Source organism: Micromonospora sp. C51, assembly GCF_018070435.1.
In the GTDB taxonomy this organism is placed as follows: Bacteria; Actinomycetota; Actinomycetes; order Mycobacteriales; family Micromonosporaceae; genus Micromonospora; species Micromonospora sediminimaris.
On the sequence record NZ_JAGPXQ010000053.1, the window covers coordinates 20,058 to 36,394 of the forward strand.

The 16,337-nt window shown below is 71.2% G+C and carries 15 protein-coding genes; 9 read left to right on the forward strand and 6 right to left on the reverse strand.

Translation table 11 applies throughout. The features are described 5' to 3' along the window. Positions 1–154: 154 nt before the first annotated feature. Positions 155–1,057 carry a Gfo/Idh/MocA family protein gene (locus KBX50_RS29530; protein ID WP_210941141.1) on the reverse strand — a complete coding sequence of 301 codons (903 nt, stop codon included), beginning with the start codon at positions 1,055–1,057 and terminating at the stop codon, positions 155–157. Between the two features lie 262 nt (positions 1,058–1,319). Between KBX50_RS29530 and KBX50_RS29535 the strand changes: the two genes are divergently transcribed. Next, positions 1,320–1,718: a hypothetical protein gene (locus KBX50_RS29535; RefSeq protein ID WP_093405343.1), complete on the forward strand. Its 399-nt coding sequence runs from the start codon at positions 1,320–1,322 to the stop codon at positions 1,716–1,718. After that, positions 1,711–2,139, forward strand: a complete 429-nt coding sequence (locus KBX50_RS29540) for a hypothetical protein (protein ID WP_210941142.1) — start codon at positions 1,711–1,713, stop codon at positions 2,137–2,139. Before KBX50_RS29535 ends, KBX50_RS29540 begins: the two co-directional genes overlap by 8 nt. A gap of 38 nt (positions 2,140–2,177) precedes the next feature. Here the strand turns inward: KBX50_RS29540 and fabG are convergent, their stop codons facing one another. After that, a complete protein-coding gene (gene fabG / locus KBX50_RS29545; protein ID WP_210941143.1) occupies positions 2,178–2,936 on the reverse strand; it encodes a 3-oxoacyl-ACP reductase FabG in 759 nt (252 codons plus the stop codon). A 140-nt stretch (positions 2,937–3,076) separates the two neighbouring features. Continuing rightward, positions 3,077–4,729: an alpha-amylase family protein gene (locus tag KBX50_RS29550; RefSeq protein ID WP_210941144.1), complete on the reverse strand. Its 1,653-nt coding sequence runs from the start codon at positions 4,727–4,729 to the stop codon at positions 3,077–3,079. 58 nt (positions 4,730–4,787) lie between these two features. Between KBX50_RS29550 and KBX50_RS29555 the strand changes: the two genes are divergently transcribed. Both KBX50_RS29555 and KBX50_RS29560 read left to right on the forward strand, forming a co-directional pair. Next, on the forward strand, positions 4,788–5,378 hold the full coding sequence (locus tag KBX50_RS29555; RefSeq protein ID WP_210941145.1) for a DUF1349 domain-containing protein: 591 nt from the start codon (positions 4,788–4,790) through the stop codon (positions 5,376–5,378). Positions 5,379–5,455: 77 nt separating this feature from the next. After that, on the forward strand, positions 5,456–6,112 hold the full coding sequence (locus KBX50_RS29560) for a DedA family protein (protein WP_210941146.1): 657 nt from the start codon (positions 5,456–5,458) through the stop codon (positions 6,110–6,112). 217 nt (positions 6,113–6,329) lie between these two features. Here KBX50_RS29560 and KBX50_RS29565 read toward each other — a convergent pair whose 3' ends face one another. Both KBX50_RS29565 and KBX50_RS29570 read right to left on the reverse strand, forming a co-directional pair. Beyond that, a complete protein-coding gene (locus KBX50_RS29565; protein WP_210941147.1) occupies positions 6,330–7,703 on the reverse strand; it encodes a chitinase in 1,374 nt (457 codons plus the stop codon). A gap of 149 nt (positions 7,704–7,852) precedes the next feature. Continuing rightward, entirely contained in the window at positions 7,853–9,277 is a 1,425-nt protein-coding gene (locus tag KBX50_RS29570; RefSeq protein WP_210941148.1) for a carbohydrate-binding protein, read from the reverse strand. A 213-nt stretch (positions 9,278–9,490) separates the two neighbouring features. On the opposite strand from KBX50_RS29570, the gene KBX50_RS29575 reads away from it, so the two are divergent. From KBX50_RS29575 to KBX50_RS29590, 4 genes are all read left to right on the forward strand, one after another. Next, entirely contained in the window at positions 9,491–10,639 is a 1,149-nt protein-coding gene (locus KBX50_RS29575; protein ID WP_210941149.1) for a glutamate--cysteine ligase, read from the forward strand. 15 nt (positions 10,640–10,654) lie between these two features. Then, positions 10,655–12,025, forward strand: coding sequence for an FAD-dependent oxidoreductase (locus tag KBX50_RS29580; protein ID WP_210941150.1), 1,371 nt, complete (start codon positions 10,655–10,657; stop codon positions 12,023–12,025). A gap of 90 nt (positions 12,026–12,115) precedes the next feature. After that, complete coding sequence (locus tag KBX50_RS29585) at positions 12,116–13,540, forward strand: WGR domain-containing protein (RefSeq protein WP_210941151.1); 1,425 nt, start codon at positions 12,116–12,118, stop codon at positions 13,538–13,540. 42 nt (positions 13,541–13,582) lie between these two features. Then, complete coding sequence (locus KBX50_RS29590) at positions 13,583–14,455, forward strand: aminoglycoside phosphotransferase family protein (RefSeq protein ID WP_307871104.1); 873 nt, start codon at positions 13,583–13,585, stop codon at positions 14,453–14,455. Positions 14,456–14,510: 55 nt separating this feature from the next. On the opposite strand, the gene KBX50_RS29595 is transcribed toward KBX50_RS29590, so the two are convergent. Continuing rightward, positions 14,511–15,317 (reverse strand): Fpg/Nei family DNA glycosylase, encoded by an 807-nt coding sequence (locus KBX50_RS29595; protein WP_210941152.1) that lies wholly within the window; start codon positions 15,315–15,317, stop codon positions 14,511–14,513. Between the two features lie 217 nt (positions 15,318–15,534). Here KBX50_RS29595 and KBX50_RS29600 point away from each other — a divergent pair, with 217 nt between their 5' ends. Continuing rightward, complete coding sequence (locus tag KBX50_RS29600) at positions 15,535–16,224, forward strand: SDR family oxidoreductase (protein WP_210941153.1); 690 nt, start codon at positions 15,535–15,537, stop codon at positions 16,222–16,224. Positions 16,225–16,337 lie beyond the last annotated feature (113 nt).

Genomic DNA, 16,337 nt, shown 5'->3' on the forward strand with positions numbered 1-16,337 from the left:
CGCCGGCCAGGGCCGGACGCCGGACGCGCGGGCGGGCCACCAGCAGCGGCCCGAACGCGGCCGGCGTAGCGACCGCGTTGATCAGGGCGTGCACGCACATGACGGCGATCCTACCGACCCTCCCGGCCGGTGGCGACCGCTTTCCGGCCCGCGCTCAGGCCGGCACGTCGATCACGGTGCCCTGCGCACGGGCGGTCTCGGCGGCGGCGAGGACCGCCACCACCTCGCGGCCGAAACGAACGTCGCAGCGATGGTCCCGGGTCCCGGCGTCGACCTCGGCCAGCAACTGGTCGATCGCCACCCCGAACGCCGTCGCCGAACTCGCGCCACCGTCGGGGAGCCGCTCGATGCCGCTCTCGCCGTAGAAGACGAACTCCGCGGCGACCGAGCGAGGTGGTGCGTCCAGGGTCAACGAGACCGTGCTGGTGGCACCGTCGACGTGGCTGAGCAGCAGGTGCACCAGGCCACCGGGGCCGTCGGTGGCGGCCACCCGGGCCACCCGGCCGAGCACCGGCAGCAGAACGGCCAACGCGTGTGGGCCGATGTCCCACAGCGCGCCGTGCTCCCGACGCCAGGGCGACTGCCCGTACGGGCTGCCGGGCTGGAAGATCGAAGCGAACCGGATCACGTTGGCCGTGTGCCAGCCACCGGCCGCGGCGGTCGCGGCGATGAAGCCGGCGACGTCCGGTTGGTAACGGCCGGTGAAGAAGACCACCGACGCCACACCCGTCCCGGTGGCCGCCTCGACCACGCGATCCGCGTCGGCAACGCTCAACGCGAGCGGCTTGTCCAGCAGCAGGTGCCGACCAGCGCTGGCGGCCCGGACGGCGATGTCCGCCTGGACGTCGGGCGGCAGCGCGACGGCCACCGCGTCGCACGCCTCGATCAGCGAGTCGACCTCCTCGAACGCCGGCACGCCGTAGCGGGTGGCCAGGGCAGCGGCCTTGTCGGGGTTACGCCCCCACACGCCTACCAGTTCCGCTCTCGGGTGCGTCTCGAGTGCCGCCGCGTGCGTCTCCGCCGCCCAGTGCCCGGTGCCGAACAACCCGAACCGCATCCCCGTACCTCCGCTGTCCTCGCCTGGCCACGGCTGACCCGCGCCAGTGATCACGCTAGTCCCCCGCGATCCTCCGTGCCCGGCGTCCCCGCAGTGCCACGACGGCTCCGGCGCGACGCTGCCGCGTGGCCGGGCCCGGGACGGTGGGTGCGTGGTCGGCCGACCAGGACGGCGGGTGCCTGACCGGCCCTCTCGGCGGTCGCTCTTACTACGGTGGTTAGTAGAGTGGGCCGGTGATCGGAACGAGCACCGGGTGGCCCAGGTGACCACCGCCGCGACCACCACCGGATCCCCGGCCGACGGGGCGCTGGCCGTCGCCGCCATCGTGCTGTCGCTGCTGGTCGCCGTCTGGGCGCTGGTGGCCGCGTTGCGCCACCGTCCGCCGGACCGGATGCAGTTGATCGGGCTGGCCGTGCTGGAGTTGCTGCTGCTCGGGCTGGTGCTGGTGACCGCCGTGGCGCTGGCCGGCGGCGAGCGACCGGGCGAACCTGGCTCGTTCTTCGGCTACCTGGTCACGCTGGTCTGCCTGCCGCCGCTGGCGGCGGTGCTGGCCCGGATGGAACCGACCCGCTGGGGGTCGGCGATCGTGTGCGCGGTGTGCCTGGTGACGCCGGTGGTGGTGGTCCGGCTCCAACAGACCTGGCAGGTGCTCGGTGGCTGAGTTGAGCCCCGCCCGGCCCCGGACCAACTCCGGACCGGGACGACTGCTGATCGCGGTCTACCTGCTCTTCGCCATCGCCGCAAGCAGCCGCGCCACCCTCCAGATCGTCACCAGGTTCGACGAGGCGCCGCTGGCGTACCTGCTCTCCGCGCTCGCCGCGGTGGTCTACATCGTGGCCGCGGCTGGTCTGGCGCGGGCCGGTCACGCGGGTCGTCGGGTCGCCCTGGCCTGCTGCGCGCTGGAACTGGTCGGCGTCGTCGGGGTCGGCGCTTTCAGTCTGGCCCGCCCGGACCTCTTCCCCGACGAGACGGTCTGGTCCGGCTTCGGCAGCGGCTACGGCTACATTCCCCTGGTGCTGCCGATTCTCGGCCTCGGCTGGCTCCGGCACACCCGCGGACGGACGGCAGGGGCCCTTTCCTGACCCCGGGGGTCAGGGAAGGGCCCGATGCACGAGGCCGGTCAGTCCCGAGGTCCACCGGCGACGTAGATGACCTGACCGGACACGAAGGACGCTCCTTCGCTGGCCAGGAACGAGATGGTGTGCGCCACATCGTCGGGCCGGCCCACCCGGCGGACCGGGATCTCCGCCTCGGCGTGCTTCTGCATCGCCTCGAAGTCCACCTTCATCCGGGCGGCGGTGGCCGCGGTCATGTCGGTGACGATGAATCCGGGCGCGACCGCGTTTGCGGTCACCCCGAACGGGCCCAGCTCGATGGCGAGGGTCTTGGTGAAGCCCTGTAGACCGGCCTTGGCCGCCGAGTAGTTGGCCTGACCCCGGTTGCCCAACGCGGACGTGCTGGAGAGGTTGACGATGCGGCCCCAGCGCGCCTCGACCATGTGCTTCTGCGTGGCCTGGCTGAACAGGAACGCCCCGCGCAGGTGTACGCCGAGGACGGTGTCCCAGTCGGCGTCGGTCATCTTGAACAGCAGATTGTCGCGGAGCACGCCGGCGTTGTTGACCAGTACGGTCGGCGCGCCCAGCTCGGCGGCCACCCGCTCCACGGCGGCCTCCACCTGGGCCCGGTCCGCCACGTCCGCCCCGACGCCGAGTGCCCGGCCGCCGGCCGCCACGACCGCGTCCACGGTCTCCTTCGTCGCCGACTCCTCGATGTCGACCACCGCCACGGCCAGCCCGTCGGCGGCCAACCGCCTGGCGGTGGCCGCGCCGATGCCCCGTGCCGCCCCGGTCACGATCGCGACCCGCTGCCCCTCCGACATGCCTACCTCCCGGTAACTTGACTCGACGGCAGGAGCCTAACCCACGCCGGGGCGGCCTGACCCCCGTCGATCCCGACCTCCGGACCGGGCACGCCGGCCCGGAGGTCACCGACCCGCGGCGGGTCGACCCGGCCCGCCGCTCAGTGCGACCAGGATCGACAGAGCCGGATCCAGCGGTAGCCGTGCCCGGACAGTTGCAGTTTGTCCAGCTTGCCGACGTCGTCGTAGTTGCGGTCGGCGAGCACGTCGATGGGCAGATCCGCCTCGGGCTGAAGCCGGCTGAGATCCACCTCGGCGTCGGTGGTGCCGAGGTTATGCAGGAAGACCATCGTCCCCGTCGGCCCGTCGGCCCGGTGCGCCAGCACCCCCGGCGGCATCGGCACGTCGATGTGCGTGGTGGAGCCGAAGCCGATCTCCGGGGCTTCCCGCAGCGTACGGATCATCCGCTCGAACCAGGCCAGCAGCGAGGTGCGGTCCCGTCGTTGGAGGGTGACGTTGACCTTCTCGTACCCGAACTCACCCTTGTCGATGACCGGGCGGACGAGCTTTTCCGGCTCCGCGGTGGAGAAGCCGGCGTTGGGCTGGTTCGACCACTGCATCGGGGTACGGATGGCCTCCCGCCCGTCGAGCGACAGGTCCTCCCCCATGCCGATCTCCTCGCCGTAGCGCAGCACCGGCGTGCCGCGCAGGGAGAACTGCAGGGAGTACGCCAACTCGACGCGCCGACGGTCGTTGCCCAGCATCGGTGCCAGCCGGCGACGGATGCCCCGGTCGTAGATGCGCATGTGTTCCTCGGGGCCGAACTGCGCGTACACCTCGTTGCGCTGTTCGGCGGTGAGCCGGGACAGGTCGATCTCGTCGTGGTTGCGCAGGAACGTCGCCCACTGCCCGCCCTCGGGCAGTGCCGGGGTGTCCCGCAGCGCCTCGATCACCGGCTCCGGGTCCTGCCGGGCCAGCGCCAGCATCAGCCGGCCGTTGAGCATGAAGTCGAAGAGCATGTGGACCCGGTTCGCCGAGCCGCCGCTGTCGCCGAAGAAAGCCGGAAGGTGGTCGGGCTCGACGTTCGCCTCGGCCAGCAGGACCGCGTCGCCGCGCCGCCACTGCACGTGCTGGCGCAGCTCGGTGAGGAATTCGAAATCCAGTTCCGGGTTCGGGTCTCCGGGCTCGGTGCGCTCGATGATGAACGGCACCGCGTCCATCCGGAATCCGGCGACGCCGAGTTGGATCCAGAACGACATGATCTTCTTGATCTCGGCGCGTACCGCCGGGTTCCTGGTGTTGAGGTCCGGCTGGAACTTGTAGAAGCGGTGGTAGTACCAGGCCTTCGCGGTCCGGTCGTAGGTCCAGGTCTCATGTTGTTCGCCGGGGAAGACCATGCCCTGATACCGGTCGGTCGGCTCCTGCTCGGACCAGACGTACCAGTCGCGGTACGGCGAGTCCGGCGAGGAGCGCGCGGACTGGAACCACGGATGCTGGTCGGAGGTGTGGTTCACCACCAGGTCGATGATCACCCGGATGCCCCGGTTGTTGGCCTGGTGCAGCAACTCGGCGAAGTCGCCCAGGGTGCCGAAGCGTGGGTCGACGTTGTAGAAGTCGGTCACGTCGTAGCCGTCGTCGTCGTTGGGCGACGGATGGATGGGGTGCAGCCAGAGGCAGGTCACACCGAGCCGGGCGAGGTAGTCCAGCCGGCCGATCAATCCCCGGATGTCACCGACCCCGTCACCGTCGGAGTCCGCGTACGTGTCGATGTCGAGGCAGTAGACGACCGCCTCCGAATACCACCTGTCAGACATGCCCCGGTACCTTCTCCCGGCCGGGACGTCGGCAAACCCGACTCGGTACGGTGCCGGGATGCGGAGCATCGAATGGTCGGGCGGCGACTGGCACGGCCGACCGGTCCGGGTGACCGAGGAACCGGACGGCACACTGAGCGTCGAACCGGGCCAGGGCAGCGACCTGTGGCGACACACCAGTTACGGCTTCGTGCACGACGATGCCCCGGCCCTGCTCGCGCCGTTCCCGGCCGGTACCGCCGTGGAGGTCGACTTCCGGCTGGCCTGGACCGGGCAGTTCGACCAGGCCGGCGTGCTGGTCCGGGTGGACGACCGGAACTGGGTGAAGGCCGGCGTGGAGGTCAGCGACGGCCAGCCCCAGGTGGGCGCGGTGGTGACCCGCGACGTCTCCGACTGGTCCGTGGCACCGGTCCCGGACTGGGCGGGCCGGGAGGTGAGCGTACGCGTCAGTCGCGCCGGTGACGCGCTGACCGTACGCGCCCGGGTCAGCGGTGAGCCGTGGCGGCTGGTCCGGCTCGCCCCGTTGGCCCCCGACGCGGTGGCGACGGCCGGTCCGTACTGCTGCTCGCCCAGCCGGGGCGGTCTGCTCGTGCGGTTCACCGGATGGCGCCACGGCGCGGCCGACGAGGCGCTGCACCCGCAGGAGTGACCTGTCCGGGCCCGGTGTGCGAGGCGGTTTCGGCGGGTAAGCCTCCCCTTTACGCCCGACCCGCGAAAGGCATCATCATGGCGCTCGCCCAGAACGTCGACCCCGCTCAGGTCGGCGGGCTGACCGGCTGGATCGCCGGGGTGATCGAGGCGGGTGGGGAGGTGGGGGTGGCCCTGCTGGTGGCCCTGGAGAGCATCATCCCGCCCATTCCCAGCGAGATCGTCCTGGCGATGGCCGGATACCTGGCCGGCGAGGGCCGGTTCAACGTGGTCGTGGTGACCGTCGCGGCCACCGTCGGCTCGGTGCTCGGCGCGCTGTTCCTCTACTGGGTCGGCGCGGTCGTCGGCGAGGACCGCCTCAAACGGTGGCTCGACCGGTTACCCCTGGTCGACATGGACGACCTGGAGAAGGCCGACCGGTGGTTCGAGCGGTACGGCCGCTGGGCGGTGTTCTTCGGCCGGATGGCGCCGGTGGTACGCAGCCTGGTGTCGGTGCCGGCCGGGGCGAACCGGATGCCGCTTGTCGAGTTCGTCACGCTCACCGCGCTGGGCAGCGGTATCTGGAACGGGATCTTCATCGGTCTCGGCTACGCGCTCGGTTCCCGCTGGCAGCAGATCGACCGTTACAGCTCCTGGTTCGACTACGGAATCCTCGCCCTGATCATCCTCATGCTCGCCACCTGGGTGATCAAGAAACTCCGCCGCCGCACCCCCACCCACACCCCCTCCCCCTGACCACCCCCGCGCCAGACCCAAGATCCGGGCAAGTTCGGGGATGTTGCTGCCTCAGCTGAGCCTGAGACAGCTACATCAGGGAAGTTGCCCGGATCTTGAGTGGGTCAGGGTGCTGCCGGATCGGCCGCTTGCTCTGCTTCACCTGGCGCACAGGGCCGGGGCGATCGCAGGCGTCGCGCCGAGCGGCGGCGACATGTTCGGCAGGAGCAGGGCTCGGTCAGGGGAGGGTGCGGAGGTGGGGAGAGACGGTGCGGGCGAAGGTGTTGTTGTTGGTGAGGTCCCAGTTGATGGACCAGGTCATCGCGCCACGCAGGCCGGGGTAGGTGCGTGGCGGGCGGAAGCTGCCGCAGTTGGTGCCCCGGGTCAGGCAGTCCAGCGCGGCGTTGACCACGCTGGGCGCGACGATGCCACCACCGGCCGCGCCGGGACCCGCCGGCAGGCCGAGCCCCACCTGGTCGGGCCGTAGCCCCGCCTCCAACTGGATGCAGGCCAGCGCGACGATGAAGTTGACCGTCCCCTGGGCGTACGCGGCGTTGTTGTCGCAGCCGAGCATCGCCCCGGAGTTGTAGAACTGGGTGTTCACCACGGTCAGGATGTCCTTGATGTCCAACGCCAGCTTGAAGTAGCTGCCCGCCGGGTTCTGCATGTCGATGGTCTGCGGCGCCATCGCGATGATCAGCCCGCTGCCCGCCTTCGCCCGCAGTGACCGCAGGGCCTGCGCCATGTACGTCGGGTTCAACCCGTTCTCCAGGTCGATGTCGACGCCGTCGAAGCCGTAGCGCTGGATCAGGGCGTACACGCTGTCGGCGAAGGCCACCGCGGACGCCGAGCTGTTGACCACGACCCGGCCGGTCTCGCCACCCACCGAGATGATCACCTTCTTGCCACGACTCTGGAGGGTCCGCACGTCGGCGGCGAAGTCGGCGTCGGTGTACCCGCCGAGCGCGGCGGACAGGCCGGGGTCGATGGCGAAGCCGACCGCGCCGGGCGTGCCGGTCGCGTCGGCGAAGGCCACCGCCACCAGGTCGTACTCGGTGGGTACGTCACGCAGCCGCAGCTCGACGGCCGGGTTGTCGAAGTTGTGCCAGTAGCCGGTCAGGATGTGCTTCGGCAGCCCACCGATCGGCGGCGGGGTGGTCGGCGGCGGGGTCGTCGGCGGCGCCGTGGTGGGTGGCGGCGTGGTCGGCGTGGTGCCGCCGGCGCAGGCCGCGCCATTGAGCTGGCAGTTCGCCGGCACGCCGGAACCGCTGCCGAGGAAGCCGAAGGAGACCGAGGCGCCGGGTGCGATGGTGCCGTTCCAGGAGCGGTTGGTGAAGGTGTACCGCTGGCCGCTGGAGGTCAGCAGCGCGTCCCAGTAGGTGCCGACCGTGGTGCCGGCGGGCAGGTCGAAGGCGAGACTCCAGCCGTTGACCGTGGTGCCGCCTCCATTGGTGATCGTGTATTTCCCTTCCCAGCCCGAGCCCCAGTCGGAGGTCTTGACGAAGCTCGCGGTGACCCCGGCGGCGTACGCGGCCGGCGCCAGCCCGACCACCCCGATCGCGGCGGCCATCGCGCCGATCACCGCCAGCACCAGCGTTCTGGACCGTTTCATGTGCCCCTCCAGCCCGGACAAAATTCATGGACGTCAACCTGGCGCCTATTATTAAGACTGTTAACTGTTTCTGTCCAGGGCCGGCCCGGGCGAATCGACACGGCCCCCTGTCCGCCAGCGGCGAGGCCAGGGGGCCGTGTCGTCACGCCTCAGCGGCGGAAGTGGAACCAGTTGACGTTGACGAAGTCGTTGGGCTGCCCGCTGGTGAAGGTGAGGTAGACGGTCTGTCGCCCGGTCACGCCGGAGACGTTGCCCGGCACCGACCGCCAGCTCTGCCAGCCACCGGTGTTGGCGATGGCGAAGCTGCCGATGGGGGCGCTGGTCGGGCTGCCCACCCGGACCTCCACCAGGCCGCTGACGCCGGACCCTGCGCCGGAGGCGACCCGGGCCACGAAGTCACGTGGCCCGCCGGAGCCGAACTCCACGTTGTCGAAACGGACCCAGTCGCCGTTGCGCAGTGCCCCGATGTTCTGCCCGCCCTCGGAACACGCTTCGACGATCACCCCGTTCTGGGCGTTGAAGGACTCGGCCTGAATGGTCGAGTACGCGTCCCGCGTCCCGCTCGGCGGCGGGGTGGTCGGCGGTGGCGTGGTGGGCGGCGGGTTGCTGCCCCCACCCCGGCTGTAGACCGCGACGTAGTCGACGAGCATCGGCCGGCCGGGCACGGTGGCCGAGGTCGGCGTGGCGCTGCCGGCGACCCCGTTCGGGAAGGCCCCGCCCATCGCCACGTTCAGCAGCAGGAAGTAACCGGCGTGGCTGGTCATCTGCGACCAGTACGGCTCACCGACCCGGCTCTGGCTGACCGTGTGGTAGAGCTGCCCGTCGACGTACCAGCGCAGTTGCTGCGGGCTGACCGATGCGTCCCACTCGAAGCGGTAGGTGTGGAAGGCCGACTGACAGGTGCTGCCGGGGCAGGCCCGGGAGGCGCCGATCCCGTTGAACTCGTCGCACGGGCCGCCCGGCGCGACGCCGCAGTGCAGCACACCCCAGACCGAGTTGAGCCCGTTGACGTTCTCCATCACATCGAACTCGCCGATGCCCGGCCAGTTCTGGTAGTTGCCCCGGTAGGGCGAACCGAGCGCCCAGAACGCCGGCCAGTACCCCGATGCGGCAGCACCGGTCACGTTGGGCATCTGGATGCGGCCCTCGATGGCCAGGATCCCGCCGGCCGGGGCCTTGAAGTTGCTGCGGACGGTTTCGATGCGCGCCGAGGTCCAGCGGCCGGAGCTGTCGCGCAGCGGGGTGATCCGCAGGTTGCCAGCGCCGTCGTGGCTGACGTTGGCGGTGCTGTTCGTGTACGTCTGGATCTCGCCGGTGCCCCAGTTGGGTGGTCCACCCGGATAGCTGGTGCCGGTGTCGATGATCCAGTTGCCGGCGGACGGGAGGGTGCCGGCGGCGCCGGTGAAGTCGTCGCTCCACACCAGGTTCCAGCCCGACGGGGGCGGCGGCACGGCGGCGTCCGCGGTCGTGCTGAGTCCGGCCAGGACGGTGGCGACGGCGGTGAGCAGGGTCAACGCCAGCGGCAGCCGGCGTCGCGCAGGCGGGGCGGCGGGTGCCGCCGGGGCAGTTGTCATGACGTGCCTCTCTGCGGGGACGGGTGAGAGAGCGCTCTCTCACGAGTTGTACGTTCCTCCCGCGCAGTTGTCAATATCGATCGATCCGGTCGGCCCGACGATCGCGCACACCCCGCCACACCCGGGCGGAGTTTCCCGGTGCCACCACAGGGGGTAATTGCCGGCCGACCCGGTGCGGAGGGACCGCCCGGGAGGAAGTGGACGGTGGTAGCGATGGTCAGGCAGGCGGCAACCGCCCCGCGTCCCCCGGTCGAGGCAACCGACCTGCTCACCGTGGGTGTCGAGGAGGAGTTCCTACTCGTCGACCCGGAGACCGGGGCCGCGGCGCCCGCGGTCGAGGCGGTGCTGGAGCAGGTCCCCGCCGATTTGCGGGGACAGGTCGAGCGGGAATTCCAGACCAGTCAGATCGAGATCGGCAGCCCACCCGGATTGGAACTCTCCTCGATCCGGCACTCTCTCGGCCTGCTCCGCGCCTCGCTGGCCGACGCCGCCGAACGGGCCGGCACCCGGTTGCTCGCGATCGGCACCGGTCCGATCGACGGGCCGGTGCCCCCGGTGGTCGACAAACCCCGCTTCGACCGGATGATCGCCCGGTTCCGGTTGCTGGTGCCCGGGCCGGGCAACAACGGCATGCATGTCCACGTCGGAGTGCCGGACCCCGACACGGGCGTACAGGTGCTCAACCATGTGCGGCCGTGGCTGCCGATCCTGCACGCGGTCACCGCCAACTCGCCGTTCTCAGGCGGGGTGGACACCGGCTACGCCAGCTGGCGATCGATCGAGTGGGAACGCTGGCCCTCGGTCGCGCCGACGCCCTACCTGGTCAACCACGAGCACTACCAACGACTGATCCGTCAGCTAATCGCCAGCGGCGTGATGCTCGACGAGGGGATGCTCTACTGGTACGCCCGGCTGTCGGCCAAGTACCCGACGGTGGAGCTACGCATCGGTGACGTCTGCCCGACCGTCGACGACGCGGTCCTGATCGCCGCACTGGTCCGTGGGCTGGTGGCGACCGCGCTCGACGACATCGCGGCCGGGCGGCCACCGCTGCCGACCGACCATCACCTGCTGGTCGGCGCGCACTGGCGGGCCGCCCACGACGGGTTGGAGGGAGAGGCGGTCGACCCGCCCAGCGGTGAGCTGCGGCCGGCCTGGGATCTGCTGCACCAACTCGTCGGACGCCTCGGTCCGGCACTTGAACGACACGGCGACCTCGCGGAGGTGACCAGCCTGCTGGAGGGGCTGCGCCGGCACGGCAGCGGGGCCGCACGGCAGCGTTCGGTGTACGCCCGGACCGGACGGTTGGAGGATGTGGTGGAGGACGTGGCACGCCAGACCCGGGGCGAGGACCCGGCCTGACGAGAGAGGTGATGCGTGGCGGAACGGTTGATCGTCGTCGGCGGGGACGCCGCCGGCATGTCGGCCGCCGCCCAGGCGCGCCGCCGCCGGGGCCCGGACGACCTGGAGATCGTCGTGTTCGAACGGGGGCACTTCACCTCGTACTCGGCCTGCGGGATCCCGTACTGGATCAGCGGCCTGGTCACCGACCGGGAGCAACTGGTGGCCCGGTCGCCCAAGGTGCACCGCGAGGAGTACGCCATCGACGTGCGGATCCGGCACGAGGTGGTCGAGATCGACCTGGTCCGCCGCGAGGTGGTCGCCCGTGACCTGGACGGCGGCGGTGAGGTCCGGGAACCGTTCGACACCCTGATGTACGCCGCCGGAGCGGTGCCGAAGAAGCCAGCCTGGGCGCACACCGACGCCGCCGGGGTGTTCGGGGTGCAGACCCTCGACGACGGTTCGGCGCTGCGCGGTTGGCTGGAGACCGAGCCGCGGCCCCGGCGGGCGGTGGTGGTCGGCGGCGGCTACATCGGCGTCGAGATGGCCGAGGCACTGGTCCGCCGCGGCCTGTCGGTCACCCTGGTCGAGCGCGACGAGCAGCCGATGTCGACCGTCGACCCCGACATGGCCCGGCTGGTCACCGACGCGATGCGCGGGCTGGGCGTGGACATCCGCACCGGCGTAAGGGTGACCGGCCTGGTGGAACGCGACGGCCGGGTCAGCGAGGTGGTCACCGACGACGGGCCGATCCCGGCCGACCTGGTGGTCCTCGGTCTCGGCGTACGCCCCAACACCGAGCTGGCCGCCGCCGCAGGCCTGCCGCTCGGGCCGACCGGCGGCATCCGGGTGGACCGCCAGATGCGGGTGTCCGAGGTGCCCGGGGTCTGGGCCGCCGGGGACTGCGTGGAGACCCTGCACAAGGTCAGCGGCATGCCGGTACACGTACCACTCGGCACCCACGCCAACAAGCAGGGCCGGGTCGCCGGCATCAACATCGGCGGGGGGTACGCCACCTTCGCCGGGGTGATCGGCACCGCGGTGACCAAGGTGTGCGACCTGGAGGTGGGACGCACCGGCCTGCGGGAGCGCGAGGCCAAGGCGTCCGGCTTCGAGTTCGTCTCGGTGATCGCCGAGTCGACGAACCGCGCCGGCTACTACCCCGGTGCCCGGCAGATGACGGTGAAGCTGATCGCCGAGCGGCCGAGCGGGCGGCTGCTCGGCGCCCAGATCGTCGGCTGGTCCGAGGCGGCGAAGCGGATCGACACCCTTGCCGTCGCGCTGTGGAACAAGATGACAGTGGATGACATGACTGCGCTCGACCTCGGCTACGCCCCGCCGTACGCCCCGGTCTGGGATCCGGTGCTGGTCGCCGCCCGCAAGGCCGTGGACGCGCTCGCCGGCTGACGGCTCCGGGGCCGGTTTCTGTCGGTGCCGGGGGTTAGCGTAGGCGCGCCGCCCGGTCAGGGCCGACGCCAACCCCTCGGAGGAATCCCCATGTCGCAGGAGACGACCTACCTCGAACTGTCCGAAATGGACGGTGCCGCGCACAAGTTCTACGAGGTGATGGTCGACGACGCCATGATGACCGTGCGCTTCGGGCGGATCGGCGACCAGGGGCAGGTGAAGACCACCGGCTACCCCGACAACGCGCGGGCCCGGGCCGCCGCGGCGAAGAAGATCGGCGAGAAGATCCGCAAGGGGTACGCCCCGGCGGTCCGCGGTGTACGCCAGAAGCGGGCCGTCTCCCGGCGGCAGATCGTCAGCACCCGCTCGACCGCCCGCACCGCCCCGGTCCTCTGGCGGTACGACTCCGGCGCACCGGCCTTCGGCATCTTCGTCGACGGGCGCACCTGCATGGTGGGCAACGAGCGCGGTGTGATCACCACCCTCGATCACGACGCCCGTGTGCTGGACCAGGTCCGGCTTCCCGACGGGGTCAAGTGCATCGTCGCCGACGACGCCTGGATCTACGCCGGCTGCGACGACGGCAACGTCTACGACCTGTCCGGCAAGATCCCCCGGGTGGCGTACGCGATCGTCCCCGACATCGACATCTACTGGCTCGACATCCACGACGGCGTGCTGGGTGTCTCCGACGCCGACGGCGGGGTCGCCGCCATCGACCACGAGGACGAGTTCCTCTGGCGTCGGGCCGGGCGCGGGCGGTCGGCCTGGATGGTGCGCTGCGACGCCGACGCCGTCTACCACGGCGACTCGACGGGGGTCAGCGGCTACGACTGGCGCACCGGCCGGGAGTTGTGGCACACCCGCACCGGCTCGGTGCTCTTCGGCTGGCAGGAACGCGACGCCGTGTTCGCCGGCACCGCCACCCGCGAGGTGGTACGCCTCGGCAAGGACGGCGGTTCGGCACTGCGCACCTACCGCGCCGACGCGCCGGTCTTCTCCTGCGCCACCGCCGCCGACGGCCGTTACGTCTTCGCCGGTGACAGCCAGTCGTCGATCTACTGCTTCGCCGCCGACGGCACCCGGCTGTGGAAGCTCGGCACCGGCTGCGGATCGGCCTACTCCATGCAGTACCACGACGAGCGCCTCTACGTGGTGACCACCAGCGGCCACCTGGCCTGCATCGACGCCAGCGAGCCCGCCATCCGGGCGGCGGAGGCGGGCAACGTGCCCGACGTGGTCGACGTGAAGGCCCCGGCCCGGCTGCCCGAACCAGCCGCCGTCACCGAGGTCGAGGTCGTCGGCGACACCGGTGACGGGGTCATCGTCGAGTGCGTCGAGCAGGGCGGTCGGCTGCGGGTGCACGTGCTGTCCGCCGGCTACCACCGGAACTGGTCGGTGCAGTTCCCCAAGGGCATCCGCCAGCCGGGCGTCCGCTACCTGGTCACCGAGGTCCGGGAGTCCGGCCGGGGCGGCTTCTACCGGGCGTACGGCGACATCCGCCGGCTCCGCTGATCACGGTTGTGGCCAGCGCTCGACCTCGGCCACCATGAGCCGGTGAGCGACGTGGTGCGCATCCCCGACGGGTTGACCTGGCTGCACGGCATGCCGGGCGGTCCGGAATGGCTGGCCGGGTTGCCGGGCCGGCTGGCCACCTGTGCGCGGCGCTGGTCGCTGCGGCTCGGGCCGCCCTTCGGGTACGCCTTCGCCTCCCTGGCGGTGCCGGCCGATCTGCCGGACGGCACCCGCGCGGTGCTCAAGGTGCAGTTCCCCGACACGGAGAGCGAGCACGAGGCGACGGCGCTGCGCCGCTGGGACGGCGACGGCGCCATCCGGCTGTTCGCCCACGACCCGGACCTGCGGGCACTGCTTGTGGAACGCTGCGACCCCGGCACGCCACTGCACGCGTTACCGCTCGACGCGGCGCTCGACGCGGTGGTGGCGCTGCTCCCCCGCCTCTGGGTACCGGCCGGTCAGCCGTTCACGTCGTTGACGGAGGCCGCCACCGGATGGGCGTCCCGGCTGCCGGTCAAGTGGGAACGGGCCGGGCGGCCGTTCGAACGGCGGCTGGTCGACGCCGCGCTCGACCTGCTCGGCGGGCTCACCGGCAGTCAGGCTGCGCAGGTCCTGGTCAACCAGGACCTGCATGCCGCCAACGTGCTGCGCGCCGGACGCGAGCCGTGGCTGGTGATCGACCCGAAGCCGCTGGTCGGCGAGCGGGAGTTCTCGGTGGTGCCGATGGTGCGCGGCACCGAGCTGGGCCACTCCCGCGCGGCCGTCCGCCACCGCCTGGACCGGCTCAGCGCCGAGCTGGGGCTGGACCGCGACCGGGTGCTGGGCTGGACGATCGGTCAGACGATGGCCTGGAGCATCGACGGCGACCGGGTCTTCACCGACCACGTCGAGGTGGTCCGCTGGCTCCTCGACTGAGACCGCCGTCACGGCGCGACCGCTCTTCCGCCTCGGCCGCGCTCCCGGAGGCGTCCTACGCCTGGCAGGTGGGGCACCAGTAGAGGTTGCGGGCGGTGATGGTGCCTCGGCTGATCGGGGTACCGCAGACGTGGCAGGGCTGGCCGGGGCGGCGGTAGACGTAGACCTCTCCCCCGTGCCGGTCGACTCGGGCCGGCCGCCCCATCGCCCCGGGCAGGTGCGCGGGGCGGACGGTGTCGATCCGACCGGTGGCGACCGCGAGCGTCATCAGCTCGACCAGGTCGGCCCAGAGCACCTGCCACCCGGTCGGGGTCAGCTCCCGCCCGGGCAGCCTCGGCGACAGACCGGCGCGAAACAACGCCTCCGTCACGAAGATCAGACCTGTGCCGGCCACCACCGTCTGGTCCAGCAACAGCGCCGCCAGTGGCGTCACGCTGCGCGAGATCCGCGCGTACGCCCGCTCCGGATCGGCGTCGTCGCGCAGCGGATCCGGTCCGAGTCGGGCCCGCAGCGCGGCCACCTCGGGCGGGCTGAGCAGTTCGCAGGCCGTCGGCCCACGCAGGTCGAGCCAGTGCCGGTCGCTGGTCAGCCGTAGGCGGATCTGCCCCACCGGCTCCGGCGGTTCACCATCGCCGTCAGTGACCTTCCCGTAGAGGCCGAGGTGCACGTGCAGCGCCAGCTCACCGGCGTAGTGGTGCAGCAGGTGCTTGCCGTACGCCTCGGTGGCCTCCAGCACCGTGCCGGAGATCCGGGCGGCACCGTCGGCGAAGCGCCCCTGCGGGCTGGCGGCGAGCACCTTGTCCCCCAGGAACAGCTCGGCGTGCCGGGCCGCCAGGCGATGAATGGTGTGTCCCTCTGGCACGACGCCAAGCGTAGCCAGCGGGCCGGTGAGCAGCGGTCGGGCCCGGCCTTGCCACGTCGTGACGGCCGGCAGGGGCGTGCCACGCGCCCCGAACCGGTCACTCGTCCCCGGGCAGCGCCGCTACTCGACGGTAAGGGACCGTCCTCGGCGTCTGGTTCAATTGCCGATCGGGCCGCCGGCACGGCGGGCACCACGTCGACTCGATGGGGGCGGGGTCATGACGGATCGGATACGCCGTGCGGTGGTGGTAGGCAACAGCGACGGGATCGGTCTGGCGTTCACCCGCAGACTGCTCGCCGACGGCTGGCGGGTCACCGGGCTGTCCCGGCGCGACAACGTCATCATCGTCCCCACGTACGCCCACCACACCGTCGATGTCACCGCGCCGGACTATCCGGACGTGCTGGGCAAGGCGATCGACGAACTCGGCGGGGTGGACCTGTGCGTCTACGCCGCCGGCATCGGCGAACCTTTGGATCCGGCCGACCTGGACGCGCAGACGCGCACCTTCGAGGTCAACCTGATGGGCGCGGTACGGACCACTGCCGTGGTGGTGCCGAGGATGCTCGCCACCGGCGACGGGCATCTGATCGGGATCTCCAGTCTCGCCGACCGGCTGGTCTCCGGTGAGGCGCCCGGCTACGCCGGCTCGAAGGCCGGACTGTCGTCGTACCTGACCGGTTTGTCGGCGGCGCTGCGCCGACACGGCGTGCACGTGACCACCGTGCGATTCGGATTCGTCGACACCAAGATGGCCAAGGCCTCGTTCCGACCGCTGATGATCCCGGTCGATGACGCCGTGGAAATCCTCGTGCGCTGCGTCCGCAAGCGTCCCGTCCAGGTCTCCCGGCCTCGCCGCCTGGCCCTCCTCACCGCAGCCCTGGCCCCCCTGATCCGCCCCCACTAACACCCACCCCACCCCCACCCCCACGCCCTCGCCCACGCCCACACCCTCGTCGATCATGCAGTTGTGGTCGTTGATATGTCCCTATTGACATGCTTTCGCCACTGCCACAACTG

Bases quoted from the DNA above. Each gene is read 5' to 3' on its own strand.
- KBX50_RS29530 (WP_210941141.1), bottom strand. From the start codon at position 1,057: ATGCGGTTCGGGTTGTTCGGCACCGGGCACTGGGCGGCGGAGACGCAC.
- fabG (WP_210941143.1), bottom strand. From the start codon at position 2,936: ATGTCGGAGGGGCAGCGGGTCGCGATCGTGACCGGGGCGGCACGGGGC.
- KBX50_RS29550 (WP_210941144.1), bottom strand. From the start codon at position 4,729: ATGTCTGACAGGTGGTATTCGGAGGCGGTCGTCTACTGCCTCGACATC.
- KBX50_RS29555 (WP_210941145.1), top strand. From the start codon at position 4,788: ATGCGGAGCATCGAATGGTCGGGCGGCGACTGGCACGGCCGACCGGTC.
- KBX50_RS29560 (WP_210941146.1), top strand. From the start codon at position 5,456: ATGGCGCTCGCCCAGAACGTCGACCCCGCTCAGGTCGGCGGGCTGACC.
- KBX50_RS29565 (WP_210941147.1), bottom strand. From the start codon at position 7,703: ATGAAACGGTCCAGAACGCTGGTGCTGGCGGTGATCGGCGCGATGGCC.
- KBX50_RS29570 (WP_210941148.1), bottom strand. From the start codon at position 9,277: ATGACAACTGCCCCGGCGGCACCCGCCGCCCCGCCTGCGCGACGCCGG.
- KBX50_RS29575 (WP_210941149.1), top strand. From the start codon at position 9,491: ATGGTCAGGCAGGCGGCAACCGCCCCGCGTCCCCCGGTCGAGGCAACC.
- KBX50_RS29585 (WP_210941151.1), top strand. From the start codon at position 12,116: ATGTCGCAGGAGACGACCTACCTCGAACTGTCCGAAATGGACGGTGCC.
- KBX50_RS29600 (WP_210941153.1), top strand. From the start codon at position 15,535: ATGACGGATCGGATACGCCGTGCGGTGGTGGTAGGCAACAGCGACGGG.